At 53.8% G+C, this 25,485-nt stretch carries 22 protein-coding genes and 1 pseudogene; 10 read left to right on the plus strand and 13 right to left on the minus strand.

Annotated elements, in window-relative coordinates; all coding sequences use genetic code 11:
- Positions 1-5: 5 nt before the first annotated feature.
- The 3 genes from RDQ42_RS02450 to pduL form a co-directional block, all read right to left on the minus strand.
- Complete coding sequence (locus RDQ42_RS02450; protein ID WP_231358737.1) at positions 6-1,556, minus strand: HAMP domain-containing sensor histidine kinase; 1,551 nt, start codon at positions 1,554-1,556, stop codon at positions 6-8.
- Positions 1,537-2,205 carry a response regulator transcription factor gene (locus RDQ42_RS02455; RefSeq protein WP_071427379.1) on the minus strand — a complete coding sequence of 223 codons (669 nt, stop codon included), beginning with the start codon at positions 2,203-2,205 and terminating at the stop codon, positions 1,537-1,539. Before RDQ42_RS02455 ends, RDQ42_RS02450 begins: the two co-directional genes overlap by 20 nt.
- 120 nt (positions 2,206-2,325) lie before the next feature.
- Positions 2,326-2,901: a phosphate propanoyltransferase gene (pduL, locus tag RDQ42_RS02460; RefSeq protein WP_308588211.1), complete on the minus strand. Its 576-nt coding sequence runs from the start codon at positions 2,899-2,901 to the stop codon at positions 2,326-2,328.
- A 221-nt stretch (positions 2,902-3,122) separates the two neighbouring features.
- Here pduL and RDQ42_RS02465 point away from each other — a divergent pair.
- Positions 3,123-3,846: pseudogene (locus RDQ42_RS02465) on the plus strand (NAD-dependent protein deacylase).
- Between the two features lie 17 nt (positions 3,847-3,863).
- Positions 3,864-4,427 (plus strand): dihydrofolate reductase family protein, encoded by a 564-nt coding sequence (locus RDQ42_RS02470; protein ID WP_308588213.1) that lies wholly within the window; start codon positions 3,864-3,866, stop codon positions 4,425-4,427.
- A 44-nt stretch (positions 4,428-4,471) separates the two neighbouring features.
- Here the strand turns inward: RDQ42_RS02470 and RDQ42_RS02475 are convergent, their stop codons facing one another.
- From RDQ42_RS02475 to RDQ42_RS02495, 5 genes are all read right to left on the minus strand, one after another.
- The gene (locus RDQ42_RS02475; protein ID WP_231358740.1) at positions 4,472-5,851 is read right to left on the minus strand and encodes an amidohydrolase; all 1,380 of its coding nucleotides are present in this window, start codon (positions 5,849-5,851) and stop codon (positions 4,472-4,474) included.
- Positions 5,852-6,066: 215 nt separating this feature from the next.
- Positions 6,067-7,452, minus strand: coding sequence for an amidohydrolase (locus tag RDQ42_RS02480; protein WP_231358741.1), 1,386 nt, complete (start codon positions 7,450-7,452; stop codon positions 6,067-6,069).
- Positions 7,453-7,531: 79 nt separating this feature from the next.
- Positions 7,532-8,920 (minus strand): amidohydrolase, encoded by a 1,389-nt coding sequence (locus tag RDQ42_RS02485; RefSeq protein WP_054332101.1) that lies wholly within the window; start codon positions 8,918-8,920, stop codon positions 7,532-7,534.
- A 279-nt stretch (positions 8,921-9,199) separates the two neighbouring features.
- On the minus strand, positions 9,200-9,916 hold the full coding sequence (locus RDQ42_RS02490) for a hypothetical protein (protein WP_071427376.1): 717 nt from the start codon (positions 9,914-9,916) through the stop codon (positions 9,200-9,202).
- Between the two features lie 50 nt (positions 9,917-9,966).
- Positions 9,967-10,665 (minus strand): DUF5058 family protein, encoded by a 699-nt coding sequence (locus RDQ42_RS02495; protein ID WP_071427375.1) that lies wholly within the window; start codon positions 10,663-10,665, stop codon positions 9,967-9,969.
- 606 nt (positions 10,666-11,271) lie between these two features.
- On the opposite strand from RDQ42_RS02495, the gene RDQ42_RS02500 reads away from it, so the two are divergent.
- A complete protein-coding gene (locus tag RDQ42_RS02500) occupies positions 11,272-11,601 on the plus strand; it encodes a rhodanese-like domain-containing protein (RefSeq protein WP_071427374.1) in 330 nt (109 codons plus the stop codon).
- 96 nt (positions 11,602-11,697) lie between these two features.
- On the opposite strand, the gene RDQ42_RS02505 is transcribed toward RDQ42_RS02500, so the two are convergent.
- Positions 11,698-12,093: a hypothetical protein gene (locus RDQ42_RS02505; RefSeq protein ID WP_054332098.1), complete on the minus strand. Its 396-nt coding sequence runs from the start codon at positions 12,091-12,093 to the stop codon at positions 11,698-11,700.
- A 487-nt stretch (positions 12,094-12,580) separates the two neighbouring features.
- Here RDQ42_RS02505 and RDQ42_RS02510 point away from each other — a divergent pair, with 487 nt between their 5' ends.
- Positions 12,581-12,919: a hypothetical protein gene (locus RDQ42_RS02510; protein ID WP_071427373.1), complete on the plus strand. Its 339-nt coding sequence runs from the start codon at positions 12,581-12,583 to the stop codon at positions 12,917-12,919.
- 212 nt (positions 12,920-13,131) lie between these two features.
- Positions 13,132-13,674: a rubrerythrin gene (gene rbr / locus RDQ42_RS02515; protein ID WP_054332096.1), complete on the plus strand. Its 543-nt coding sequence runs from the start codon at positions 13,132-13,134 to the stop codon at positions 13,672-13,674.
- Positions 13,675-13,717: 43 nt separating this feature from the next.
- Here rbr and RDQ42_RS02520 read toward each other — a convergent pair whose 3' ends face one another.
- The 4 genes from RDQ42_RS02520 to RDQ42_RS02535 form a co-directional block, all read right to left on the minus strand.
- The gene (locus RDQ42_RS02520; RefSeq protein ID WP_054332095.1) at positions 13,718-14,344 is read right to left on the minus strand and encodes an ECF transporter S component; all 627 of its coding nucleotides are present in this window, start codon (positions 14,342-14,344) and stop codon (positions 13,718-13,720) included.
- Positions 14,345-14,644: 300 nt separating this feature from the next.
- The gene (locus tag RDQ42_RS02525) at positions 14,645-15,331 is read right to left on the minus strand and encodes an L-2-amino-thiazoline-4-carboxylic acid hydrolase (protein ID WP_231358743.1); all 687 of its coding nucleotides are present in this window, start codon (positions 15,329-15,331) and stop codon (positions 14,645-14,647) included.
- A 15-nt stretch (positions 15,332-15,346) separates the two neighbouring features.
- On the minus strand, positions 15,347-16,063 hold the full coding sequence (locus tag RDQ42_RS02530; protein WP_071427372.1) for a hypothetical protein: 717 nt from the start codon (positions 16,061-16,063) through the stop codon (positions 15,347-15,349).
- Between the two features lie 31 nt (positions 16,064-16,094).
- Positions 16,095-16,799: a DUF5058 family protein gene (locus RDQ42_RS02535; RefSeq protein ID WP_161802879.1), complete on the minus strand. Its 705-nt coding sequence runs from the start codon at positions 16,797-16,799 to the stop codon at positions 16,095-16,097.
- Positions 16,800-17,283: 484 nt separating this feature from the next.
- On the opposite strand from RDQ42_RS02535, the gene RDQ42_RS02540 reads away from it, so the two are divergent.
- The 5 genes from RDQ42_RS02540 to RDQ42_RS02555 all read left to right on the plus strand — a co-directional run bounded on the left by RDQ42_RS02540 (position 17,284) and on the right by RDQ42_RS02555 (position 25,458).
- The gene (locus tag RDQ42_RS02540; RefSeq protein ID WP_054332090.1) at positions 17,284-17,781 is read left to right on the plus strand and encodes a DUF6530 family protein; all 498 of its coding nucleotides are present in this window, start codon (positions 17,284-17,286) and stop codon (positions 17,779-17,781) included.
- Between the two features lie 2 nt (positions 17,782-17,783).
- Entirely contained in the window at positions 17,784-18,140 is a 357-nt protein-coding gene (locus RDQ42_RS02545; protein WP_071427371.1) for a GIY-YIG nuclease family protein, read from the plus strand.
- A gap of 267 nt (positions 18,141-18,407) precedes the next feature.
- Entirely contained in the window at positions 18,408-19,997 is a 1,590-nt protein-coding gene (locus tag RDQ42_RS02550; RefSeq protein ID WP_308588215.1) for a hypothetical protein, read from the plus strand.
- 557 nt (positions 19,998-20,554) lie between these two features.
- A complete protein-coding gene (locus tag RDQ42_RS09995; RefSeq protein WP_353532912.1) occupies positions 20,555-20,809 on the plus strand; it encodes an Hpt domain-containing protein in 255 nt (84 codons plus the stop codon).
- Positions 20,806-25,458 carry a PAS domain-containing protein gene (locus tag RDQ42_RS02555; RefSeq protein WP_231358745.1) on the plus strand — a complete coding sequence of 1,551 codons (4,653 nt, stop codon included), beginning with the start codon at positions 20,806-20,808 and terminating at the stop codon, positions 25,456-25,458. The genes RDQ42_RS09995 and RDQ42_RS02555 overlap by 4 nt, the downstream gene beginning before the upstream one ends.
- Positions 25,459-25,485 lie beyond the last annotated feature (27 nt).

Consider the following 25,485-nt stretch of genomic DNA (forward strand, 5'->3'; position numbering starts at 1 on the left):
TGGATTTATGCCCTCTTTGAGACTGCCTCCTGGGGTTGGGCGGTTTTGGGGAAGGAAGCCACCAGAGTTTCCGGCGCGGCGGGGAAGGACATGGTAAACGTTACCCCGCCGGAGGTGTTTTCTATCCAATAGTCAGCCCCGTGGCGGTCGAGGATCATTTTAACCAGGTAGAGACCCAGGCCGCTGCCGCCGGTGCTCCGGTTGCGGGACTGTTCTACCCGGTAAAAGGCTTCAAACAGGTGGGGGATGGCCTCCTGGGGCAGGGAAACGCCACTGTTTTGCAAGGTGAAGACCACCCTTCCCCCAGCCGCCCATAGTGCCGCTGTGATGTCGGCCCCTTCAGGGGAATAATTCACGGCGTTGGAAATGAGGTTCCCCAGCGCTTTGCCCAGAAGAGCGGGATCCCCCAAGATGACCTTCCCTTGGGGAAGGTCGCTTTCCAGGCGCAGGCCCTTGAGCTCCATCCAATCGCTGTCCAAAGCCAGCTGGTCCCCAGCCAAGCGGCCCAGGTCCAAGGGCTCCGTTTGGAGGGCAAACCCGGAGGATTCCATCCGGGAGACGGTCAGAATCTCCTGAACCAACCCTTCCATTCGGGCGGTGACCTGGAGGGAACGGGCCAGGTATTTATCCCGGTCCTCATAGACACCCACCCCTTCCAGCATGCCGGTGAGCTGCCCTTTTAGGATGGTGACCGGGGTTTTCAGCTCGTGGGAGACGGCGGAAAAAAAGGCGAGCCGCTGCTGCTCCAGTTGGCGCTCCCGCCGGATGTCCTCCTGTAAGGCGGCATTTGCCGAGCGCAGCTCCCCCAAGGCGGCGGAGAGCCGGTTGGAAAGTTGGTCCAGGCTGCGGCCCAATACCCCGATTTCATCCCGACGGGTTTCGCCGCAGGTCCAGCCGAAGTCCAGGTCGGCCATCTTTTGGGAGATGCCGCTGAGCCGCACAATGGGCCGGGTGATCCACCTGGAATAGAAAAGGGAGCAAAATAGGGAGAAAATCACCATGCAGAGCAGCAGCCAAGGAGCGACCCGGCCCAGGGCCTGGACCGTCTGGTTGGCTTTGGTGACCCTAGGGGAGATGTGGACGGTGTATTCCCCCTCCTCCCCAGCGAAGGAAAAGGGATAGGTCAAATTCTCTGTAGTCACTGAATAAGAGGAGAGGCTTCCTTCTTCTATGGCGGCTTTGCCCTTGGTGACCTGCACATCCTGGATTTCCACCGATGTGATCGCCACCGTGTTTGCATCCTCATGTAGCCTAGCAGCCAAGCGGGAACCAGTGTCGACCGCCTGTCCGTCGGGGCCGAAGATGGTGACCTCTGCTTGGGTATCCCGGATAAAGCCATCCAGCACTGGGCCGCTCTCCCTCAAGGTGGTCTCTTCCAGATCCGCCACCAAGGCGTGGGATTTTTCCATCAGTTGGTCTGAAAGGATGGTGACATAGGTGTAGGGGGTGGCCAAGGCGACGATCCCATAGGTGACTGCACTGGCGGCCAGCAGCATCAGGCAGGTGATGCAGAAGATCCGAAGAGTGAGGCTGCTTTCAATTTTCTTTCGCAGCACGATAGCCTACCCCCCTCACCGTTTCAATACAGTCCAGCCCCAGCAGTTTTTTGCGCAGGTTTTTGATGTGGCTGTCCACAATCCGTTCATCCCCGAAAAAATCGTAGCCCCACAGCTTGCCCAACAGAACTTCCCGGGTAAGAACCCGGCCCTGGCTGTGGATCAGCTCGGTCAACAGGTCGAATTCCTTTTGGGTCAGGTCGAGAAGCACCCCGCCAAGGCGGCATTCCCGGGCGTCCAGGTCCAGTTCCAGCCCCCGGTACCGCAGGCAATCGGACCCGGGTTCCCCGCCGGACCGGCGCAGCACCGCCCGGATTTTCCGCAACAGGATTGGGATGGAGAAGGGCTTGGTCACGTAGTCATCCACCTCCAGGTCAAAGCCTTTGATCTGCTCCTCCTCCCCGTCTAAGGCGGTGAGCATCACAATGGGAACCTGAGATTCCCGCCGGATCAGTTCACACACACCAAACCCATCTATTTTAGGCAGCAGGATGTCCAGGAGGATCAGGTCGAAGGGGGCCTGGTGGAAGGCATCCACTGCCTCCATGCCATCGCCGGCCCAAACGGCCTCATACCCCTCCTGCTGTAGGTAAGCCAGCAAAAATTCCCCGATTTCCGGTTCGTCCTCCACAATCAAAATGCGTTTCATGGGATACCACCTCCAGGTTTTAGGATAGCAGGTCTGTTTGAATTTTTTGTGGATTCTGGAAAGAAAAAACAGCAGGCCGCGGTGCGCGGTCTGCTGTTTTACAGTCACTAGAAGAAAAAGTTACTTGACGATCTCACCAAAAACTTCACCGGAGCAAGCAGCAGCATTGCCCTCATCGGTGTCGATGTGCATTGCCAGAGCGTATTTGTCGCTGACCCGGACGACCACGTCGTCAAAGATCAGGGCGCGGCCCTCGGTGTCCAGTTTTACCTTGACAATATCTTTGTCCTTGACGCCCATCTCAGCGGCGGAAGCGGGGTCGGCATGGATGTGGCGCTTGGCGGCGATGACGCCTTCGGTCAGTTCGATCTGGCCGGCAGGGCCAACCAGGGTGATAGCGCCGCTGCCGGCGATGTCACCGGACTCGCGGACAGGAGCGGTAACCCCCAGGGTGCGGGCGTCGGTCAGGGAAACCTCAACCTGGGTATGGGAACGGGTGGGGCCGAGGACGCTCACCCGAGCGATGGTTTTCTTGGGGCCGACCAGATCCACTCTCTCTTCACAGGCGAACTGGCCAGGCTGGGACAGGTCTTTTTTCGGGGTCAGTTTGGCGCCTTTGCCGAACAGGACTTCCAGGTCGGCGTCGGTCAGATGTACATGTCTTGCGCTGGTTTCCACAATAAACTTCTTTGCCATATAAAAAACCTCCAAAGTGCGAAATTTCGGGTTTTTGATCCATCCATATTATACCGGGAAAAGATGGCCCTGTCAAACAAATGGCAAAGGTTTTACCCAGTGCTTACCGGAATTTCCCAGGTGGGAAGAGGGGGAGCCACCAAGAAATTTCCCCGCTTGCACAGACTTGTGCTATAATATCCGGTAAGGAAGACTTTGTAAGACAGATAAGGAGGCTATCCATGACAGCTATTGAGAAGTTGCAGGAACTTGTTGACGCAAGCAGCCGGATCGTCGCATTCAGCGGAGCAGGGTGGAGTACGGAATCTGGCTTGCCAGATTTCCGCAGCGTGGACGGCCTTTACCAGCAGAGGTACCGTTACCCGCCGGAGGAGATACTCAGCCACCACTTTTACAAGGAAAACCCGGAGGAGTTCTTTGCCTTTTACCGCAGCCGGATGCTCTATCTGGATGCCAAACCCAACGCCGCCCACAAAAAGCTGGCGGAACTGGAGCAGGCGGGAAAACTGCTGGCTGTGGTGACCCAGAACATCGATGGATTGCATCAGCTGGCGGGCAGCCGAAAAGTGCTGGAGCTCCACGGGTCGGTACACCGCAACTATTGTACCCGTTGCGGGAAAGGGTATGACGCCCGGTTCATCCTGGAGTCGGAGGGGATTCCCCGGTGCAGCTGCGGCGGAATCGTCAAGCCGGATGTAGTGCTGTACGAGGAATCCCTGGACAGCGCCACCGTTCAAAAGGCGGTGGAAGCGTTGGAGCGGGCCGACCTCCTCATCGTGGGGGGGGACTTCCCTGGCGGTGTATCCGGCGGCAGCGCTTCTTCAATATTATCAGGGGGGGCCCATTGTGGTGATCAATAAATCGGCCACGCCCTTGGACCATCGGGCAGATCTCTTGATCCAGGAAGGGATCGGCGGGGTTCTGGGGGCAGTTGTAGTCCGGTGAGGAAGGGGAATGGCAGAATGAAACGGCAGGTGGTATTATACCTGGGGATGAGTTTGGACGGTTATCTCGCCGATTTACACGGCGGTGTGGATTGGATGGTTGGGGAGAACCCAGAGTATTTGGGAGACCTGGGATATGCCCAGTTTCTCCAGCAGGTGGACACAATTCTGATGGGCGGCACAACCTACCATCAGGTGACCGAGGAACTCTCCCCAGGGGAGTGGCCGTATCCAGGGCTCCACTGCCATGTATTCACCCATCGGGAGGCTGTCAACCAGGAGGGAATCACCTTCCACTGTGGGGATGCAGGGGAAGTGGTGCGGGAGCTGCTTGCCCGGCCGGGCAAAGACATCTGGGTCTGCGGCGGCGCGGACCTAGCTGGGCAGCTCCTTCAGAGGGGCCTTATCGACCGGTTCCAAATTTCCATCCTGCCGGTGCTGCTGGGGGGAGGGATTCCCCTTTTCCAAGGGGGATTTTCCACAATCCCCTTAGCTTTGGCGGAGACCAAGGCGGAGAATGGCATTGTCGAACTGACCTACCTCCGGCGGGGGAATGCTCCTCAGACCAAACCGATGGAATAAGAAAAAGGACCGGCCCATAGGCCGGTCCTTTTGAATTTGTGGGGTTACGGAACAGGGACTTCGTCGGGGATGGGGCAGAGGTACTTGCTCCCGGCGGTGGCTTTGTCAAATTCCTCTTTGGCCGCTTTGACAATATCGGGATTCTCAAAGCAGTCCAGAACGGTCTTGGCCAGAATCCGCGCGCCGTAGATCATGCCTTTATGGCCGATAGAGCTGCCGGCGCTGGCGGTGTTCTGCCAGCTGTGGCCAGGGGCACCCATGGGGAAACTGGCGGTAAAGAACATAGCAGTGGGGACCAGGTGCATCACATCGCCCACATCGGTGGAGCCATATTGGTCAATAAACTTTATCGGCTGGACGGTGCTGCTCAAGGTGTCGTTTTCGCCCAGATTGTAAGCCCGGCGCACATTTTCCCAGTTTTGGCCACTGGCCTCGCTCATCTCCCGGGCCATCTGGATCTCTTCCGGAGTCCAGGGATCTTGGGGAACTGCGCCCATGTTTTTGTGGACAAGCTCCGAGAGGACCATGTTGGCCATGGTGTTGTAGCAGCCGCCCAGGAACTCAATTTCCACTTCGGTCTCGGTCATCATAGCGGCGCCTTTGGCCACTTTCACTAGGCGGGCATAGACATCCTCTACCGCCTCCCGGCGCATGGCGCGGACATAATACCAGACACAGGCTTTGTCGGGGACGATGTTGGGAGCGGTGCCGCCTTCGGTGATGGTGTAGTGGATGCGGACATCGCTGGTGACATGCTCACGCAGATAGTTGGCGCCCACGTTCATCAGTTCCACAGCGTCCAAGGCAGAGCGGCCATTGTGAGGATCGCCGCCGGCGTGGGCGGTTCTTCCCTTAAAGTGAAATTTGGCGGTGTTCATAGCCGAGGAATTGCCCACCGAAACTTCTGTGGTGAACAGAGGATGGTAGGAGAGGGCTATATCCAAACCGTCAAAGGCATGGCCCCGGGCCATGAAGACCTTGCCGGTCAACTGCTCTTCCGCAGGGCAGCCAAGGAAGACCAAGGTTCCGGGGAGATTTTTGGCCTCCATTTCCGCCTTGATGCCCACAGCGGCCGCCACATTGGCCCCAGCCATCAGGCAGTGGCCGCAGCCATGACCGCAGCTCTGGCCCTCTACCGGCTCTTTGTGGGAGACCGCTTTCTGGCTCAGGCCAGGGAGCGCGTCGTACTCGGCCAACAGGGCGATCACCGGGGAACCGGAGCCATAGGTGGCTTTGAAAGCGGTGGGAACCCCACCCACGGCTTTTTCGATGGCAAAGCCTGCCTCTTCCAGGGCTTTGATGCAGGTCTCGCTGGCGATGTATTCCCGGTAAGCGGGCTCGGGGTTAGCCCATAAGTGGTAGGAAAGGTCCTCAAATTTGGCGCGGCCTTCTTCAATGACCTTCAATGCGATTTCTCCAGTCATGGAAAGATCAGCTCCTTTGTTGTAAGATTAGGGGATCTGTCTATGCCGTTGCAATCAAAGGCGGAGGGCATTGCCCTCCGCCAGATGCAGGGTCGGGGAAAGAGGGGAAATCCTTTGGGACATATAGGAACTCTGCAATTTTGCAGTCCCCCTCATAACATATAGGGATAAAAAACCGGGTGGAGGGTTACCCCCGCCCGATTTTACAATGAGAACTATTTGGTGTAGGGAACGGGAACTTCAGCGGGGATGGGGCATACATATTTTTTGCCGGCCATCTCTTGGTCGAATTCCGCTTTGGCAGCTTCGTAGATGGAAGTGTCGTTGAGCACTTTCAGCGCGGAAACAGCCATGACTTGAGCCGCACGGTTCATGCCTTTTTCACCGATGCTCATGCCGGAGCAGGCAGTGATCTGCCAGCTGTGGCCGGGGGCGCCGATGTTGTAGGTAGCGGTGCGGATCATGATGCCGGGAACGATGTGCTGAACATCGCCCACGTCGGTAGAACCATAGGAGTTGGCAGTCTCAATCTCCATGGGGCCTTCGTACAGCTGGGTGCCTTCAGGGCGGTTGACTGCTGCGCAGCCGGCTTTATATTGGGGGCTCTGCTCGTTGAGGGCTTTGGCAAATGCAATCTCCTCATCGGTCCAGGGCTCCTGGGGAATTTCGTGCATGGTGTCTTTAACCAGGTTGGCGAGGACTTTGTTGTTCAGGGTGTTGTAGCAGCCGCCCAGGAACTCAATTTCCACTTCGGTCTCAGTCATCATGGCAGCGCCTTTGGCGATCTTGACCAGGCGGGCATAAGTGTCCTCTACCGCTTCTCTGGAAAGGGCGCGGACATAGTACCAAACGCAAGCCTTGTCGGGGACGATGTTGGGGGCGGTGCCGCCTTCGGTGATGGTGTAGTGGATGCGGACATCGCTGGTGACATGCTCACGCAGATAGTTGGCGCCCACGTTCATCAGTTCCACAGCGTCCAAGGCAGAGCGGCCATTGTGAGGATCACCACCAGCGTGGGCAGTGCGGCCTTTGAAGTGGAATTTTGCAGTGTTAAGAGCGGTCTGGGTGCCGATGGAAATGCGGTCACCGTTGGAGGGGTGCCAAGCGATACACATATCAATGCCATCAAAAGCGCCGCCCCGGGCCATGAAAGGTTTACCGGTCAGCTGCTCTTCACCGGGGCAGCCAAAGTAGATGATGGTGCCGGGAAGCTTCTTCTCGATCATTTCCGCTTTAATGCCGATGGCAGCGCCCACATGGGCGACACCCAACAGGTTGTGGCCGCAGCCCTGGCCGGGGCAGCCGGCTTCAACGGCCTCCTTCTCGGTCTGAACCTTCTGGCTCATACCGGGAAGCGCATCGTATTCACCCAAGAGGCCAATTACGGGGTGGCCGGAACCATAGGTGGCTTTGATGGCGGTGGGAACGCCGCCCACACCGATTTCTACGTCGAAGCCCTCGTTTTTCAGCATTTCTGCAGTCCATTTGCAGGCCTCGACTTCCAGGTAAGCAATCTCCGGGGTGTTCCAGATTTTCAGCTCCAGCTCTTTCAGAGCCTCGCGTTTGGCGGCGATGGCGTCTAGTGCGATTGATCCGATCATAATTGACAAACCCCTTTCTTAAATAACTTTTTTAAAAATGGCAGGCAGATAAGCCCGCCTGCCATTTAACAAATCTTATTTACTTGGTGTAGGGAACGGGGACATCTTCAGGCATGGGGCACTTGTAGGACTTACCAGCCATCTTCTCATCGAATTCGGCTTTGGCTTTCTCAGCGATGGAGGGATCCTCCAGGATCTTCAAGCCAGCAACTGCCATAATCTTAGCAGCATAAACCATACCCTTCTGGCCGATGCTCATACCGGAGCAAGCGGTGATCTGCCAGCTGTGACCGGGAGAGCCCAGGTTGGCAGAAGTGGTGTTGAGCATGGTGGTGGGGCAGATGTGCTGAACGTCGCCCACGTCGGTGGAGCCGTAGCCGCTAGCGTAGTTGATGGGGCAGACACCCTCAAACAGATCGGTGCCCTCGGGAACGCCGTTAGCTCTGCACATAACAGCCCACTGAGAACCGCTCTGAACGTTCATCTCATGAGCAAATTTCTTCTCTTCCTCGGTCCAAGGCTCCATGGGGTTCTCTTTCATGGTGTCGGTCAGCAACTCAGCCAGAACGATGTTAGGCATGGTGTTGTAGCAGCCGCCCAGGAATTCGATCTCTACTTCGGTCTCGGTCATCATAGCAGCGCCTTTGGCGACCTTGACCAGTCTGTTATATGTATCCTCAACAGCCTCTCTGGACATTGCACGGACATAGTACCAGACGCAGGCTTTATCGGGAACGATGTTGGGGGCGGTGCCGCCTTCCAGGATGGTGTAGTGGATGCGCACGTCGCTGGTGACATGCTCACGCAGGTAGTTGGCGCCCACGTTCATCAGCTCCACAGCGTCCAGAGCGGAACGACCGTTGTGGGGGTCGCCGCCAGCATGGGCAGTACGGCCTTTGAAGTGGAATTTTGCGGAGTTCAAACCGGTCATAACGCCGCCGGAAGCAACGTTGGATTTGCCGGGATGGTAAGCGAAAGCAACATCCAAATCACGGAAAGCGCCGTTTCTCGCCATGAAGGTTTTACCGGTCAGCAGCTCCTCACCGGGGCAGCCATAGAAAACAACGGTGCCTTTCAGGCCTTTTTTCTCCATCTCTTCTTTCATGCCGATGGCAGCGCCGATGTGGGCAACGCCCAGCAGGTTGTGGCCACAGCCCTGGCCGGGAGCACCAGCTTCAACAGGGTCTTTTTCCGATTTGACCTTCTGGCTCATACCGGGAAGAGCGTCATACTCGCCCAGAAGTCCAATAACTGGATGGCCGGAGCCAAAGGAAGCACGGATAGCAGTGGGAACACCGAACACACCCACTTCAACCTCAAAACCGGCGGCTTTCAAAGCCTCGGAGGACAGTTTGCAAGCCTCATACTCAAGATAGCCGACTTCTGGTTTCGCCCAGATTTTGTAGCTGAGTTCATTTAGCATCTCGCGCTGGGATTCAATCTTTTCCATAGCAATTGTGCCTGTCATGAATTACATCTCCTTTTCATTTGTTTGGTGAATTTTATTTTGGGAGAGGATAAGCCTCTCTAAAAATCCTGGTGGGACAACACAATATATGCAAAGAACTTGTTGGACATACCTATTGCTACAAAAAAAGCAATCGTATGAAAGAGGCTGGCAAACAGATCTTTTCTGCCTGCCAGCCTCTTTCATACGACCACCCGTAGGATGGCCGTAACCCTGATCTGGATTCCCCTGGGCAAAGATCAAAAACCCAGGAGAATCCACAGGGAAAGAATCGGAAAGTTACAGGCCAGCATCCTCGCCTTTGGTGTTGCCCTTGCCAGTCAGGAAAGCCATGCCGAGGCCGATGGTGCCGAAAACGGATACCAGCAGAACGACAGGGGTCCGCAGCAGGGAGGGGAGGAAATTCAGCATGCCGAACTTGTTGCCGATGGTCATAATACCAGCAACGGGCACACCGTACATGGCCAGCTTGGGGTTGTTGACGATGGAGTTAGCAGCCATCGAAGCGAACAGTGCGGGGAGCAGAAGGTTGAACGCGTCTTTGACGGACTGAGGAAGCATAGCAAAGACAGCGGAGCCTGCAACAACACCAAGAGTCAGGATAACAGTGTTTACCACGATGGAAACAGCGATACCGACAGTGGCGATGATGGTGCCTTCCTCAGAGCCTTGCTCCACGCCAACAGCCTCCTGGGCAATAACCGAACAGGGAACACGCAGGTTGCCGATGTTGCCGGAGAGGAAGGACATGTAGGTTCCAGGGATACCGAGGGCAGTGAAGTAAGAAATAGGTTCAATCACGTAGAACAAACCGGAAGAGGACATCTGCATGATGCAGCCCAGGCCAACTGCGGTCCAGTCAGGGAAAATACCCATCATAGCCAAGGCGATACAGGGGCCAAACACCAGCACAACGCCGAACAGGTTCAAGCTACGGCCCCATTTAATAATATAAGGGATAAAGTCTTTTGAAAAAACTTCGTGTTTGTTTTCCATTATAGTCACTCCTTAACGAACAGATCGTTTGATTCTGAGGTAGCCTTAGCTTACAGGAAGAACGCACCGCCGAGCATACCGGCGAACATTGCGATGGTCATACCCCATTTAGCAGGCCATTTTGCACCGGATTTCTTGCCGTAGCTGATCAATACAAACATTACAACGAAACCGATGACAGCTGCATAAGTCTGTACGTTGAGGGGGAACGCACGGTCAAATGTCATATAAGAGAATGCACCCATGGTGCCGCCGGCGCTGATGATAGCCAATTTTTCAGGGCTGCCACCGGAAGCCTTGGCGCGCAGGACATCCATTTTGTCGGTAAAGAGTGCAGAGACAATGATCCAGCCCAAGCAGCAGATGCACATTACCCATGCGCAGCAGGCAAATACTTCTGCAGTCATGCTGGAAGTACCCAGCTGGGCACCGGCAGCGGTAGCAGCTTTATCAGCAGCGCCCAGCTCAAAGGTAACAGAGCCGATGTAAGCAAGCCGCATCCAAGAAAGAGGGCCGCCCACAGAGGCCAGCAGAGAAACCATGCCGATCAGAATAACGATAGAGGGGCCGATGGAAGCGGTGAAGGATGCGCTAATGGCAGTTTTGAACTGCTCATCGGTGATGCCCATCCGCTTGCCGTCTTTCATTGCTTTTTTGGTAAACATAGCGGCCTGGACGAGAACCAGAACGATAGCAGGAGTACAAGCGGCCCACATAACAGGGCTATTGGCTATTTCTAAATAATCCATGAATACTCACCTCACTGAAAATATAAGAACCTTTCGACGGAAAACCTGCGGCTGTTTCTCCGACTGATTTTAGTTTCAGTGGAAACGCCCGGCAGAGCCCTGCACAAATTATGGCTCCACACTTGTTGGCGCTGCGGCTACAACCCTCCTACTCTGAGATTTTTGTCCAAGCACAATCATGAACAAATTGAAACTAAAATTTGAAATTTGAAACAAGCCTATGTGCATATTTTATGGGAATGAGATGGCAAAGTCAACAGTTTAAAAAAAAATCATAGATTTACTCAATATTTATCCAAAAATATTGGGCACAATTTAACGACTGGATGAAATGTTTCTCGTCATTCTGCCCAAATAATTGATAAAATAATATCAATATTGCTAAAATGAGTATTTTTTAGCGGAACTGTGAATTCTTTTCGCTAGAAACCCTTGGTTTTCGTCAAGAATTATCCCATCTTTCTCGGCAAATTGCACAGCGGTTCGTCAGCTTTTTCCACACAGGCCGGGGAAGAAGTTTTCTCATTTTCAATAGGCCGCAATAATTTGGCACGCATTGGGGAAACTAGTTTTGAGGGGAAACCTCATAGCAAAGGGGGAAAAACTGTGAAACAACAACAGCCCTGTTGTCAAAAACTAAATGCCCAGCAGGCAAAAGCCATCCTGGACAGCTGCCAGGAAGTAGTCCTAGTGGACGTCCGTACCCAGCCGGAGTATGAAAAAGCCCATATCCCTGGCAGTGTTTTGCTGCCTGAACAAGAGGTTCGCCAGCTTGCCCCGGGAATCATTCCCAATTTGGATGCCAAAGTGCTGGTTTACTGCGGCACTGGAAAACGCAGTGCCAAAGCCGCGGCGGAATTGATCCGCATGGGGTACCGGGATGTCAGTGATTTTGGCGGACTGGATCAGTGGACTTATGGGGTGACTGACCAGTAATGGGGGAGAAACAGGGATAACCGCCTTTCCGGAAAAAAGGAGTCCGGGAGCCATTCGGCTCCCGGACTCCTTTGCAGTCTATATTTGGTTTGGGGATCAATCGTCCTCCCACTCCTCCCGTTCCCGCTGATCCAAAAAGCGCAGGGAACCATAGACGACCCCCAAGCATACAGCGGCCAATGCCAGTTCAACCCCTAAGGCTCCAGCAATGAGTATGGGGGGAAGCATACCGAAAAATCGGGGGAATATTAGGAGGGTAATCCCCATCAGCAGGGTAAAGGCAGCGCAAATTCCGTCCCCCCAACGCTCCATGCCGGACAGGGAGGCAAACTTTGCGGGGACCAGTATCAGGGCGAGTCCTTCCCACAGGAGGAAAAACACCAGGAAAAAATACAGATACCCTTTGGGAAACTGCCCGCTGGTGACCAGCCAGAGGGACAGGCCAGTATGGGCGATGAGACATATGGCAAATAGAATCCAGCGTTTTTTCATTCTTAGAACTCCTGAATCGGGTATAGGCCGAAATCCCCGCCTGGAAACGGCGGGTAGAAGATAGCCAACCTCCATTTTTGAGCCTTAGTATAGCATAATTAGACGGAGGGGACAAGGAGAAATTTGTTAATTTTCCCCATCGGCTTTGCTGGCAGACAGGGTGTTTTTATGGTATAATAACCACAGTGGAGCTATGGCGTTGGAAGAATTTCTTGCTGGGTGAGGTCCTTTGCGGCAGAACTGCACCGCAATTCTTAAAATATGTGTAGGCTTTGTGGTACAAGGATCCCAGATAAATTCTTTGCAGTCGCTCCCCCATTGCTGTCAGCAAGGCTTGTAGTGTGGGAAGGCCCTCCGGCACTTGTTTTTCTGGCCTGCCAGTTCGCCAGAAGGGTTTAAGATGCCGGGGAGTTCCCCAATTGCACGACGGCTGCGCAGAGTAGAGGAAAATGTTCCCTATATATAATAAGGTATAAATGAGGTTTTTATGAGATTACTGGTATTGATTCTCTCCCGAGTTCAGGTGCTGGAAGAGCTGCTGGGGGAGCTGGTCAAGGCAAATATCCGAGGCGCTACCATCCTCAACAGCACCGGCATGGTCCAAGCGCTTTCCAGTTCTGGAAACAACAGCTTTTTGCGTTCCCTGCGTTCCATCACTGACCCAGACCGGCAGGATAACAAAGTGGTGTTGATTGTTTTGCGGGAAGACCAAGTGGAAACGGCGGTTCAGGTGATCGAACGGGAAGTTGGCGACCTTGACCAGCCGGACACCGGGATTGTATTCACCCTGCCCATCGATTTTATACGGGGAATCCCCACGGCATAGGGAGTTGCTGGCGATGGCAGTTCAATGGCACCGGTTTGTGGGGATAGGAGCCAAGAGGCTTCTAAAATAGAAAATTTTGGTGGCAAACCGGTTGACATTTCTTTTTTTTCGGATATAATGGGGTTATAAATGATAACAATTCTTAATCTTAAAACAAGGATTGTTTCAGAAACCCATAAAAATGATGTACATGACGAAAGGAGCGCACGACTATGAGCAATTTGAAGGGTAGCAAAACTGAGGCCAATCTGCTGACGGCGTTTGCGGGAGAGTCCCAGGCAAGAAACAAATATACATACTATGCATCCGCTGCAAGAAAAGAAGGCCTGAACCAGATCGCGGAGATCTTTGAGGAGACCGCTGGCAATGAGAAAGAGCATGCTAAGATTTGGTTTAAGCTCCTCCACGATGGAAGCGTTCCCACCACCGACGTCAACCTGCTGGATGCCGCTGAGGGCGAAAACTACGAGTGGACTGACATGTATGCAGGCTTTGCTAAAACCGCCAAAGAAGAGGGCTTTGACAAGATTGCGTTCCTGTTTGAGGCCGTAGGCAAGATCGAGAAGGAGCATGAGGAGAGATACCGCAAGCTGCTGTCCAACCTGAAGGAAGGCAAGGTCTTTGAGAGAAGCGAAAAGAAAGTTTGGATCTGCGCCAACTGCGGCCATATCCACTTTGGCGAGAAAGCTCCCGAAGTCTGCCCCGTCTGTGATCATCCAAAAGCATACTTCCGCATTAAAGCTGAAAATTATTAATTTCAATCAAAATACCGGGGAGCATAACGCTCCCCGGTATTTTTTACACTCTGTTTCGGTGCAGGGCGGCAAGAAGAGCTTTTCCAAGGCCTGTTACGAGAACAGTTGCGGCGATTGCCTCCGGGATGCCAGAGGCGGCAATTGTACCCATAACCAGCCCTTTTACCGCAGATAGAGCCACGTTTTTGGCCTGAGCATATTCAGGGGCCAACAGAAAATAAATGCTGCCCATTACAAGAAAGGTGTTGGCCATAGAGCTTATAAACCCGGTGATAGGGAGGGCAATCCAAGGGTTGAATCTGCATTTTTGCAGAAGCATCCATAGCCATCCGGCGGCAGCACCCATCAGTACACGGCAGCCCACAGAGATCCAAAGGGCTTTCAAGCTTCCAATGGGAGTGCTGCTTAGAAAAGGAGAAAATGCAAAGGAAAGCAGGGTGGGGGTCAGAGTATTGCTGATTACCGAGCAAAGGCCGAAAGTTCCGCCTAAAATGGCTCCTGCTGCAGGACCCAGCAGCAGTGCCCCTAGAATAACGGGAATGTGAACGGTAGTTGCTTTAATAACCGGCAGCTGGATCATGCCCAGGGGAGTGTTGGCCAAAACTACCACCACTGCTGCCATAAGGGAAACTTGAACCATCCATTGGGAGTTTTTTTTCATCGATTTCATGCTGCGTTGCCTCCTTGGTTGTGTATAAATCCTGTAAAGTTCCGTGAGAGTATAGCATAAAACAACCGGTGTGTAAAGGAGGCGTATTTTTCTTTTTTCCACCGAATAAAATATTCCATATAAATAAAGAAGAAAATATGGCGGAATACTCGTGAAAATGGAAAAAATATGGCAGAATTCAAGGGAGATATCAAAGCTGTGGAAAATGCTGTATTGTTTTTGTGGGAATAAGGGAAAATCTTCGTTGGTTTTGATAAAAAATCCCCCCGGCTTTAACGCCGGGGGGATTTTGGGAAGAAGTTAGCAGATGTTGAAGTTGGTGCTGCGGTAGGTGACCAGGGTGTCGGCCATCTCTTTGCCGTACTCTTTCTCAAAATCAGCCAGAACCTGGGCATTGACCGCTTCGCCTTCTGCGCCGAAGATAGCAGCAGTCACTTCCGAGTAAGACCAGTAGGAGTGGGCGCAGTGATAATCCCATTCCTTTACATACTCCATCTTCTTTTTCAGATTGGAATCAGGGGACAAGCCGGCATCACGGATGATATGCAGGCAGTACTCGCTCTTGTGCAGTGTCTGAGGAACCTCATACACAATGTAGGGGTTGAAGCCGCGGCAGATGGAGTTATCCAGGTGCTTGCAGTACTCATGTCCAGCTTCTACCAGGCCCATTTCCTTAAACTGGCTGTGCCAGGGGCAGCGGGTGATCTTAGAGACGCTATCGGGAGCGACAGACACAACCTCGGAGGTGTGGCCTTTCTCGGCGGCAACTTCAGGGGAATTGACCCACTCACCGTATTGTTTATAGACCTCATAGGTCAGAGGATTGCCGTCCCGGATGGCGCGCTGAGCCATTCTGCGGCCTCTCTGCTCGGCGTAATACTGGGTTCCGTGGATGAAAGCCAAACGGCCCCGCTCGCCGAATTGCTCGGTCAGATGGACATAGAATTTCGCTGCGATAAATGCGTGGACTTTTTCATTGAATCCCATAGTAATAACTCCTTTCTAATTTGCCTTAGCTTTTTTCTGCTTCATGTTATACATTTGCTTGGCGACGAATACGCCAATCAAGACACAGAGAAGGATCTGGGCATAACCGCCGCCCAGGGGGAGCACCTTGAAGACGCCGCGGGTGTTGAGGTACCGCAGCACACAGGCGCAGGGAACAACGATAGCCGCAGAGCGGTAGTCCGCCATGATGCGCTGAATACACATAGCGCCGAACAATGCGGGCAGCAGGTAGTTGAGGGCCCGAATGATTGCATCAGGCAGAATGCTCAGAATCAGGTTACCAGCCACAGCCACCAAGGTCATAACGGCCAAACTGATAAAGATGGAAACAGTGATGGCGATGCAGGAAATGACGGTGCCCTGCTCGGTGCCGGCTTCCACATCCGCAGAGGAGAGGGCGGCAGTGGCAGCTGGGGCACGAATCTCCTTGGAGTTACCGGCGATGTAGGTCAGATACATGCCGGGCACATGGAGGATGGGGAACAGGGTAATGGGGTCGACGATGTACCAGGCCACCATGGCGGAGAACAGGGAGATAAACCCGGTTAGAATACCGGACATAGAAGGCCGCGCACCGTAAAAGACCATCAGAGCCACAGTTGGAATGAAGATCAGCGGGATGGAGACCCAGCAGGTGATCTTGCCCCATTTGATAATATAGGGCATATACTCGTTATCAAATACGCTTTTTTGCGATTGATCCAATTTCATGACAAATTCTCCTTTCCTCAAGTTCTAGGCATTATGCCGGCAGGAAACCCATGCCCTCGGTGACAGTAGCGCAGATCATACCGAAGACCATGCAGATGGTAAGGCCCCACTCTTTCAGCCATTGTTTGTTGGCTTTTTTATTGTACTTGGTGATAAAAGCCATGACAAGAGCGGAGGAAAAGACGGCTACAACCTGGTTTTTCATAGGGTAAATCTTATCCAGAGTCATGGAGGAGTACACACCGATGAGGGCGCCGGTTCCGAGGACTGGAACCAGGGCAGCGTTGCCGCCGGCCATTACCGAGTTGACCTTATCCATCTTGTCAGAGAAGAGGGCGGCGAAGATAACCCAGCCGATACAACCTGCGGACATGACGATGGCAGCGGTTGCCAGAAAGTCGGCATTCATGGCGCTGGATCCTAGTTCAATGCCCATGCCGTCAGCGGTGAAGTTTGCGCCTTGCAGTTCGTAGGAGACCGATCCGATGAAGTCCACACGCAGCCAGGCGAGAGGGGCACCCACATAGAGCATCAGGCTGAGCATGGCGGTCAGCATGACGAAACAAGGGCCTACAGAGGTGACGGTTGCACTTCGAATAGCGGCTTTGACCTGTTTGTCTGTCAGACCTACTCTAGGAGCATCCTTGATGCTGCGTCTGAAAAACAGCCAGGATTGGTATAAAACGATTAAGACACCGGGGGCGCAGGCAAGCCACATGACCAGGCTGTTTGCCATACTGTTGTATTCAGGTGTCACGAAAACGACCTTCTTTCCTCAGAATTTTTATTTTTTCGGGTTCCTTCAAGGGCAATCCAGCTGTTCCCGGCGCCTGGGAACCTAGCCGAGCCGCGCCCGCCAAGGCACGCCGATAAAAACACGGACAAAAGATATAAAAAAATTTATATGTTTTAACAACCAATATGAAGAAAGAAAAGAGGATATACTAAAACACAAAAATTATTACTGTAATAAAACATTATCTCTATAACTAGAATTATACTCTATTCGACAGATTAGTCAATAGAAAAGATTGAATCTGAAATTTGTGATATTTTCATAAAACATTAATAATTACGTCATAGAATTAAAGAAAATTTGCATAATAAAAAGCTGTTAATTTGTCCTTTTTCAACAATGTATTGCAACCGAATAAGAGATGTAGCATATTATTACTAGTAAATTACTGATTTACTAGTAAAGAATACAAGAGGTGAAAAAATTGAAGATTCCAACAACGTTGAAACACAAGCCGGTCATTGTAGCGGAAAATTATGAAAACATTGATGGCCGCTATCAATACGATTCTGATGCGAAGGGCCTCTCCCTGGGTCTTGCCCAGTGGAACGACCGAGGACGGGTGGATATTTCCGCCAAGGTGTGGCGGTACACCGGGGAAAAATGGTCTCGCCAATCAGAGGAACTGCCGATCCACCGGGTGCTGGACATGGCCATTTTGGTGTGCCGTGCAAGGGCTTACTTCATGGACGCCTACCGCTACCCCAAGCTGTACGATGAGGAAAACCCGGTCATTGACCGCATTGGCCTGCAGGGGGATGCGATGACCGTGGAGGTATGTACCGACAACAAAATGATTGACGGAGATATCCGGCTGTTTCAGGAGGCCCTCTCCCGGGACGATGAGATGCTGTCTGAGCGGCTACACCTGTTGGCAAACCTCCTAAATGAAGCGGGCTACGGCCGAAGGAGTAGGGATTAACTATGGAAAAAGACCGAAAAAAAGAACTGATCCGCCAATACAAAGAGATGAAAAAACCAATGGGTGTGTTCGCCTTCCGCTGCGAAGCTACCGGGCAGGTATTCGTCGGAATTACCCAGGATTTGAAGGGCACCCAAAATAGTATGCGGTTTCAGCTGAATTTAGGCTCCTACCGCCACCGGAAGTGGCAGAACGCCCTGCAATCCGCTTGGAATACCTATGGGGAAGAAGGCTTCCAGGTGGAGGTTCTGGGGGAGCTGGAATACGACGAGGACCCCCAAAAGACCGACTACACTGAGGATCTGGAGATTCTGCGGGAATTGCTTGCACCGCCTGGAGAAGGGGTATTCTATCTGTAAAGATCTCCTTGAATTGAAACAAAAAGCGGCAAAAGCGCTCGTTCCTCTATTCAAGGGGAGGGCGCTTTTCCATTGGCTGCAAAAGGGGAAAACATTCTGTAAACAATGTAAAGAACCGCTGTACAAACCGCCTTTCCAACATTATAATAAAGAAACAGGATAAAAACTGCTCAATTTTAGCAAAATCGCCAACAATCCCTGAGGAGTCCTTTGTGGGAGCGGCTTTTTCACTCGGGGAGATGATCGGAACAAGAAAGGGTGTGCAGTATGAAATACGGTTTGAGATGGCTTGCGGCAGCTTTGGCCGTTTCAATGCTTTTCACGGTAGCGGGGTGTAAACCCAAAGATGAGCCGGTAAACAACCCCTCCCAGCCCTCCAGCCAGGAGGAGGTAACCCATCCCATCGACCCTGCGATTCAGAAGGATGTAGACTTGCTGATCGCCCGGTATATCCTTCCTTATGAGACCACCCTGCGGGGCCAGGCGTTCTCTAACGTATCCCAGATCCCCGACCGGCTGCTTTACCGGTACGCCATGGGGATTGTGGACAGCGTCTTTGTTTCGGAGGATTTCCTGCTGACCGATTTGAAGGGGGAGAACTCCTATCATGCCATCCCCGACGATTTGATCACAGAAATCATCAAGCTGGATTTTGACCTGGATGGTTTTTTATACAACAAAGCCCTGTATTATGATGACAGCCAAGGGGTCTACGACCGGGGTAACTGGTATGTGATTGAAGGAACTACCGAAGTCTTTGCACGGGAAGCCAAGCTGCTAGACAACGGCGATATCTGGATTTTAGTGGGCCGCCGGGCAGGAAACCATGACTTGGATTCGGTGGAATATGTGTTCCGCCCTCAAAAACCGTTGGATCTGACCTATGTGGACCTGGGGTCTATCCGTTCCGATGGGGACTGCAACTACAGTTTTGTATCGGTGACCCCCCGTAAGGATATGGAGGATTATTCCAAGGTTGTGGAAATCTCCACCCCCCAGCAGCTGGTGGAGCTGTCTGAGCTGGTTTCCAGCGGGGATACCACCCACGGCGCCTATACCTACCGCCTGATGGGGGACATCGATATGGAAGGGGTGGAGTTCCGGCCCATCGGTATCCTGCCCCAGGGGGACGAGGAAAGCGAGGGGGCGAGCCACCCATTTCAAGGGGTGTTTGACGGCCAGGGATACACCATCAAGAATTTGACCATCGACCTTCCCGACCACAGCAATGTGGGCTTTTTCGCCCACATTGGGGAGCATGGCCTGGTAAAAAACCTGAACCTGGAGAACTGTGTTGTCATCGGCGGAAACCAGGTGGGTACTTTGGCGGGAACCAGTTCCGGTGATGTAGTTCAGTGCACAGCCGAAGGCGATGTCAAAGGGTCCTATGAAGTGGGAGGCTTGTTGGGCATCACCTATGGTGACCGCTTGGCCCAGGTGAGCTATTGCCAGTTTGACGGCAATGTCAGCGGAACTCAGTCGGTAGGCGGCTTGATCGGCGGCCCCACCTGTGCGGACATCACCCGCTCCTACGCTAGCGGCCAGATAGACGTAGCTGCCAGTGAGGAGTTTGAAAACGGAATGCACATCGGCGGCCTGGTAGGGTTAAATAATTGTAGTTACATCGATAGTTCCTTCGCTTCGGTGGAGATCGAGACTCAGGTTCTGACCAAGTCGGTGGGGCGGTTTCTCGGATACAACAACTACGGCGATGTGACCAACTGCTTCTACAACAACGGGGTAGCGGTCCGGTGGCCGGCTGCCAGCACCCAGAACACCGGAACACACCAACTGACCGGCTTTTCAGAAAAGGAGTTTGCTTCCAAACTGGAGCAGCTGATCTATCCGGGAAAATAGAGCACAGAGAATTATCCCAGGGGGGTATGGATTTTCCATGCCCCCCTTTTTGATCCCCGGGTCGAATCCACCCCGGACATCAATGGCGGATGTCCCTCCGGGGACCTTACAGGCCATATGGGACAGGAAAAATAAACCATCCTCTATGGCAATTTATCCAAAAAGTTTGCATATCCAGTCGGCCCATGGTAGAATGCCAATAATATAGTCTGAAAAGGGAATCCCCCATATCTGTCCCGGCCAATATGTCCCGGGCATGTGGATATAGGGGACATCCTGCTGAAAACAGCGGCAAAAGGAACTCTGCGGGTTATCATCGGATTGTCCGAAAAAAATCCTCTTACCCGGCTCAACCAGGAAACAAGGACGGCTGGTGTGTTGGGGAATAACAGACATTTTTGAGCCGGGAATTTTTCCCGGCAGTCTGCTGGAGCGTCGTTCCGGCTTGACAAAATGGGGTAAGGGAGGCTGTTGGGATGCAGGGACTCAGGGAATTGTTTGGAGCATATGGAGCAAATTATCAGAATAGGATGGGCCACCTTCTGGGGAACAAGAAAATGTGCCTCAAATTTCTGGAGCTGTTTTTTGAGGACTTGAGTGTAAAGAAGTTGGGCAATGCCCTTCCTTGCGGGGACAGCACTAGTGCCTTTGAAGACGCCCACACCCTCAAAGGGGCGTGGTCCACCATGGGGCGGATGCCCCTTAATGAAGCGTATTGCGCCATTGCGAAGCCGCTGCACCAAGTCATCCAAGCGGATTGCCAGCGGACCAGGGGACTGTGGGAAACTTGGAAGGGAGGGGAAACGGCATGATGGGAAAAATGCCTCTCCCAAAGCTCACTGCTGAACAGGTGGTCATTGTGCTGGACAATGCGCCGGTGGCCGTCTATGTCAGCGCGGTGGACACTTTGGAACTCCTTTATGCCAACCAGCTGGCAAAACAGCTGTTTCCGCGCAGCGCGGATACCTCCGGGCTCACCTGTTATCAGGCGGCGGGATTTGACCGCCCCTGTCCCTTCTGCCACGTCAAGGACTTGACTGAGACAAAGCTGCTGGCCCGTGAGTTTCACCACCCGGATAACGGCCGGATCTATCAGCTCAGCGGGAAGATTATCCGCTGGGGCGATGTCGATGCCCACATTGAATATTTCGTGGACATCACTGACAAAAAGCGGGAGGAGAACCGCTCTAAGCTGATCAGCGAGGAACTGCAGGCTACCTTTAGCAATATCCCCTGCGGGCTGTGCGTCTACCGGTATGCTGGCGGCAACATCTCCCCTCTATTCCACAACCCCGCGTTTTATGAGATCATGGGCTACTCGGACGAGCACATCGACGCCGTGGAACGGTCCACCAGTTTTCTGGGTGTCCACCCGGAAGACCTGCCCCGGCTGCGGGAGCTGATTCAGAGGATTCTTGTGACGGGGGGCACCATGGGGCATACCTACCGTTTGTGGAACGACAAACGTGGGGAATACCGGTGGATCCATCTGGATAGCTCGGTGAAAACCCAGGCGGATGATTCCAGGCTCCTCTATGGGGTGTACAGCGATGTCAGCGAACAGCGGCATTTGGAAGGAGAGCTTGTATACGCCAATGAGAAGATGCAGGACATTGTCAATGCCATCCCAGGCGGGGTTGCCATCTACAAAATGACCAATATCTTCGAAACTAAGTATTTTTCCGATGGGTTGGCGGAGATGACCGGCTACTCGGTGGAAGAATACCAGGAGCTGGCCAAGAGGGACGCGGCAGAACTGGTCTATTGGGAGGATACCTCCAAGGTGGTGGCAAAGGCGTTGAAGGTCATCGCCACCCATGAGGTAGCCAAGATGGAATTCCGTCAACAACACAGGGATGGCCAGGTGGTCTGGGTCCGTGCACAGATCAAATGGATTGGCGAGGAAGGCGGCTGCCCCTTGCTTCACTGCGTCTTCCACAATATTTCCGACCTGAAAGAAGCCCAGCTGGAGATGGATCATTTGATCAACTCCATCCCCGGCGGCATCGCCAGCTACCGGATCGAAGGGGAGCGGTTCATCCCCACGTTTTACTCCGACGGGGTGGTGGCCCTGTCTGGTCACACCCGGGAGGAATTCCAGGAGATTGTCCAACAGGATGCCCTGGATGTCATCTATGGCCCAGACCGGGATAGAGTGATGGCGCAGACCAAAGCCGCGGTTCTCAGCGGAGAGGTGCTAGACATCTCCTATCGGATGCGCCACAAAAACGGCAGCTTGATCTGGATTCATCTCAACGGCCGCCGGATGGGCCCCCTTTCGGACTCCACCCGGTTCTACGCGGTGTTTACCGGCATGTCTGCGGAGGCGCGCCTCTTCCAGAGCATCGCCAACGAGACGGCGGACGGGATCTATGTCATCAGCCGAGATACTTATGATCTGCTGTACCTCAACGAATCGAAAAATTTCTTCGCCCGGGGAGAAAATGTCCTTGGGCAGAAATGCTATACTGCCCTTCACGGGATGAGCGGGCCCTGTCCCTTCTGTACCTTAAAGGACCGTCCGGCAGATGGGCAGGAGTATATGATGCAGATTGACGGCGCCGACCGCTTTTACACCACTTGGTGCCGGGAAAGTGACTGGAACGGCATCCCAGCTTATGTGAAATACGTACGGGATGTAACCGAAGAGGTGAAGACCCGCAAGGAGAAAGAGCGCCTGGAACAGTATTTCCAAACGGTAGTGAAAAACCTGCCCGGCGGCATTGGGGTCATCCGGTATGAAGAGGACGGCAAAATGACGCCGGAGTTCCTATCCGATGGGTTCGCCGCCATGACTGGCATGACCTTGGAGGGCGCATGGCAGTTGTATGAGAAAGATGCTATGGCCGGCGTGTATCCCGGGGATGTTGCAGCTGTGAAGAGGCAGGTGCGCGACTACATCGCCAGCGGGGATTCCCACCGCGAACTCAACTACCGGCTCAAGACGGGCGACGGGGCGTATATTTGGATCAAAAATACCATCTCCCTCATTGAGAACGAGGGCGGGGAGCGCCGTCTCTACACCGTCTACCGGGATGTGACCAAGGAGCGGGAGGAGCAGGAGAACATCCGCCGGCAGTACAACGAGTTGATCCTCCAGCACTATCGGACGCCGGGGCCCAACGCCTTGGTGGTTGGCCACTGCAACATCTCCCAGAGCAGGATTCTAGAGATCATCGACTACACCGATTCCGGCCTGCTCGACATGTTCGGCACTGTCCGGGAGGACTTTTTCACCGGCCTTTCCACCCTTATTGTAGACGAGGGGGAACGGCAGAAGTTCCGAAGCATCTACCTGGATGCCCCTGCCCGCGCCGCCTTTGAGCGCAACGAGACCGAGCGGATTATGGAGTGCTTTGTCCAGTTCCCCAAGGAGGACAAAGGGCGCTATGTCCAGGTGGAGATGAATATGGTCTCCACCCCCGACACTGGGGACATCACTGGCATCCTCACGGTGACCGACACCACTGAGCGGACCATCTCCAACCGGATCCTACACCAGCTGTTGGTAACAGGATTTGACTTTGTGGTTGACGTCGACCTGACGAAAGACACCTATTCCATCCTCTCCAGCGGTGACAACCCCTGTTTTATGCCCCCTGTGCAGGGGTGCTACTCCCAGTGGATGGAGCATATGGCGGAGTCAAGGGTCGTCCCTCGGGACAGGGAGGCATACCGGCGGGGCCTTGCCCCTGGATACCTGCGCCAGCGGCTGGAACAGCAAGGCTCTTACACCTTTACCTTCTCCCTGCTGGACGACAACGGGGACATCCGCACCAAAAACATGACCGTATCCGCTGTGGACCTCCGCCTTGGCAGGGTATGCCTTTCCCGCACAGACATCACCGAATCGATGCGGGAGCAGCAAGGCCTTCTGCGGATGATCGCCTACACCTTTGAATTGGCAGGTTTTATCGATATAGGAACCCGGCATCTGACCCTGTACGCCAGGAATACGGTGCTGGAGAATCTGTCGCCCTATCTGGTGAGCCAGTACGACCAGGCCGTCGAAGGGTTTGTCAGCCAATACGGGGCACCGGAGGGACAGGAGGAAGCGCGGAATCAGTTCCAGATTGAGACCATGCTCCAACGCCTCCAGGAAAAGCCCTCCGGCTACGACTTCCCCTTCCCCTACCGAGGGGAAGAGGGAGAGCGGTTCAAGCAGGTTACGGTTCTCTGGGGAGACTCCAACCACCAGACCATCTGCATGGTGCGTGCAGACGTCACCGACATGCTGGCTGCGGAGCGGCAGTCCAAAAAGGAGTTGGAAAGTGCACTGGCCTTGGCCGAAGAGGCTAATCAGGCAAAAAGCGACTTCCTCTCGGCCATGAGCCACGATATCCGCACCCCCATGAACGCCATTATGGGAATGACTGCTTTGGCAGTGGCACATATGGGTGACCGGGACCGGGTAGCAGACTGCCTGCAAAAGATCTCCATCTCCTCCAAGCACCTGCTCAGCCTAATCAACGACGTATTGGATATGAGCAAGATTGAGCGGTCGAAAATCACCTTAAACCAGATGCGGATTTCCCTCCCCCAGCTGATGGAACAGCTCTCCGCCATTATGGCGCCCCAGGCGCGGGCGGCGGGACTGGAGTTTTCCATCCACAATGGGGAAGTCCAGCACCCGTGCTTCTATGGGGATTCTCTGCGCATCAGCCAAATTCTCATCAATCTCCTGAGCAACGCAGTCAAATTCACGCAGGAAGGCGGAAGGGTGGCGTTTTTGGCGGAGGAGCTCCCGCCAAGTGAGGAGGGAAAAGCGCGGTACCGCTTCACTGTTAACGACACCGGTATGGGGATGCCGGAAGAATTTCTCGCCCGCATCTTCGACCCCTTTTCCCGCAGCCGCGCTGCGGCCCGTATGGAAGGAACTGGCCTCGGCTTAAGCATCACCAAAGGGCTTGTCGACCTGATGGGCGGGCAGATAGCGGTGGAGAGCCAGGTGAACCAGGGAACCACCTTCCGGGTGGAACTGGAGGGGGAGATTGCCCCCCAGGAGGAAGCCCCGGCCGAGGAGGCGCAGTCCCGCAGCCCCTCTAGCGATAGGCTCTTTTTCGGCCGCCGCTTTTTAGTGGCAGAGGACAACGCCATCAACGCGGAAATTCTCTGCGAACTGCTCCAGATGTACGGGGCGGAGACTGTGGTTAAAACTGATGGCACCCAAGCGGTGCGGGAGTTCCAAACCGCGGCCCCGAGGAACTACGACGCCATTTTGATGGATATTCAGATGCCGCAGATGAACGGCTATGAAGCTACCCGCATTATCCGGGAGATGGAGCGCCCAGACGCCAAAGACATCCCCATTGTGGCCATGACTGCCAACGCTTTTTCCGAGGACGTCCAGGCGTCCTTGGCCGCTGGGATGACTGCCCATGTGGCAAAACCTCTGGATGTAGACGTCCTGCGGGACACTCTGGATAAAGTTCTGGGACGGCCTAACGTCCAGCGGGGATAGTCTTTGCCGGGGAATAACACCTCTCCA

It is taken from the genome of uncultured Merdimmobilis sp., assembly GCF_902471145.1.
In the GTDB taxonomy this organism is placed as follows: Bacteria; Bacillota; Clostridia; order Oscillospirales; family Ruminococcaceae; genus Merdimmobilis; species Merdimmobilis hominis.

Coding starts and splice junctions, on each gene's coding strand:
- RDQ42_RS09995 (WP_353532912.1), top strand. CDS start 20,555: ATGTGCCTCAAATTTCTGGAGCTGTTTTTTGAGGACTTGAGTGTAAAG.
- RDQ42_RS02475 (WP_231358740.1), bottom strand. CDS start 5,851: ATGACTGGAGAAATCGCATTGAAGGTCATTGAAGAAGGCCGCGCCAAA.
- RDQ42_RS02535 (WP_161802879.1), bottom strand. CDS start 16,799: ATGGCAAACAGCCTGGTCATGTGGCTTGCCTGCGCCCCCGGTGTCTTA.
- RDQ42_RS02520 (WP_054332095.1), bottom strand. CDS start 14,344: ATGAAATCGATGAAAAAAAACTCCCAATGGATGGTTCAAGTTTCCCTT.
- pduL (WP_308588211.1), bottom strand. CDS start 2,901: ATGGCAAAGAAGTTTATTGTGGAAACCAGCGCAAGACATGTACATCTG.
- RDQ42_RS02470 (WP_308588213.1), top strand. CDS start 3,864: ATGAAACGGCAGGTGGTATTATACCTGGGGATGAGTTTGGACGGTTAT.
- RDQ42_RS02530 (WP_071427372.1), bottom strand. CDS start 16,063: ATGAAATTGGATCAATCGCAAAAAAGCGTATTTGATAACGAGTATATG.
- RDQ42_RS02545 (WP_071427371.1), top strand. CDS start 17,784: ATGGAAAAAGACCGAAAAAAAGAACTGATCCGCCAATACAAAGAGATG.
- RDQ42_RS02550 (WP_308588215.1), top strand. CDS start 18,408: ATGAAATACGGTTTGAGATGGCTTGCGGCAGCTTTGGCCGTTTCAATG.
- rbr (WP_054332096.1), top strand. CDS start 13,132: ATGAGCAATTTGAAGGGTAGCAAAACTGAGGCCAATCTGCTGACGGCG.
- RDQ42_RS02455 (WP_071427379.1), bottom strand. CDS start 2,205: ATGAAACGCATTTTGATTGTGGAGGACGAACCGGAAATCGGGGAATTT.
- RDQ42_RS02495 (WP_071427375.1), bottom strand. CDS start 10,665: ATGGATTATTTAGAAATAGCCAATAGCCCTGTTATGTGGGCCGCTTGT.
- RDQ42_RS02555 (WP_231358745.1), top strand. CDS start 20,806: ATGATGGGAAAAATGCCTCTCCCAAAGCTCACTGCTGAACAGGTGGTC.
- RDQ42_RS02510 (WP_071427373.1), top strand. CDS start 12,581: ATGAGATTACTGGTATTGATTCTCTCCCGAGTTCAGGTGCTGGAAGAG.
- RDQ42_RS02485 (WP_054332101.1), bottom strand. CDS start 8,920: ATGACAGGCACAATTGCTATGGAAAAGATTGAATCCCAGCGCGAGATG.
- RDQ42_RS02480 (WP_231358741.1), bottom strand. CDS start 7,452: ATGATCGGATCAATCGCACTAGACGCCATCGCCGCCAAACGCGAGGCT.
- RDQ42_RS02505 (WP_054332098.1), bottom strand. CDS start 12,093: ATGAAAAAACGCTGGATTCTATTTGCCATATGTCTCATCGCCCATACT.
- RDQ42_RS02525 (WP_231358743.1), bottom strand. CDS start 15,331: ATGGGATTCAATGAAAAAGTCCACGCATTTATCGCAGCGAAATTCTAT.
- RDQ42_RS02490 (WP_071427376.1), bottom strand. CDS start 9,916: ATGGAAAACAAACACGAAGTTTTTTCAAAAGACTTTATCCCTTATATT.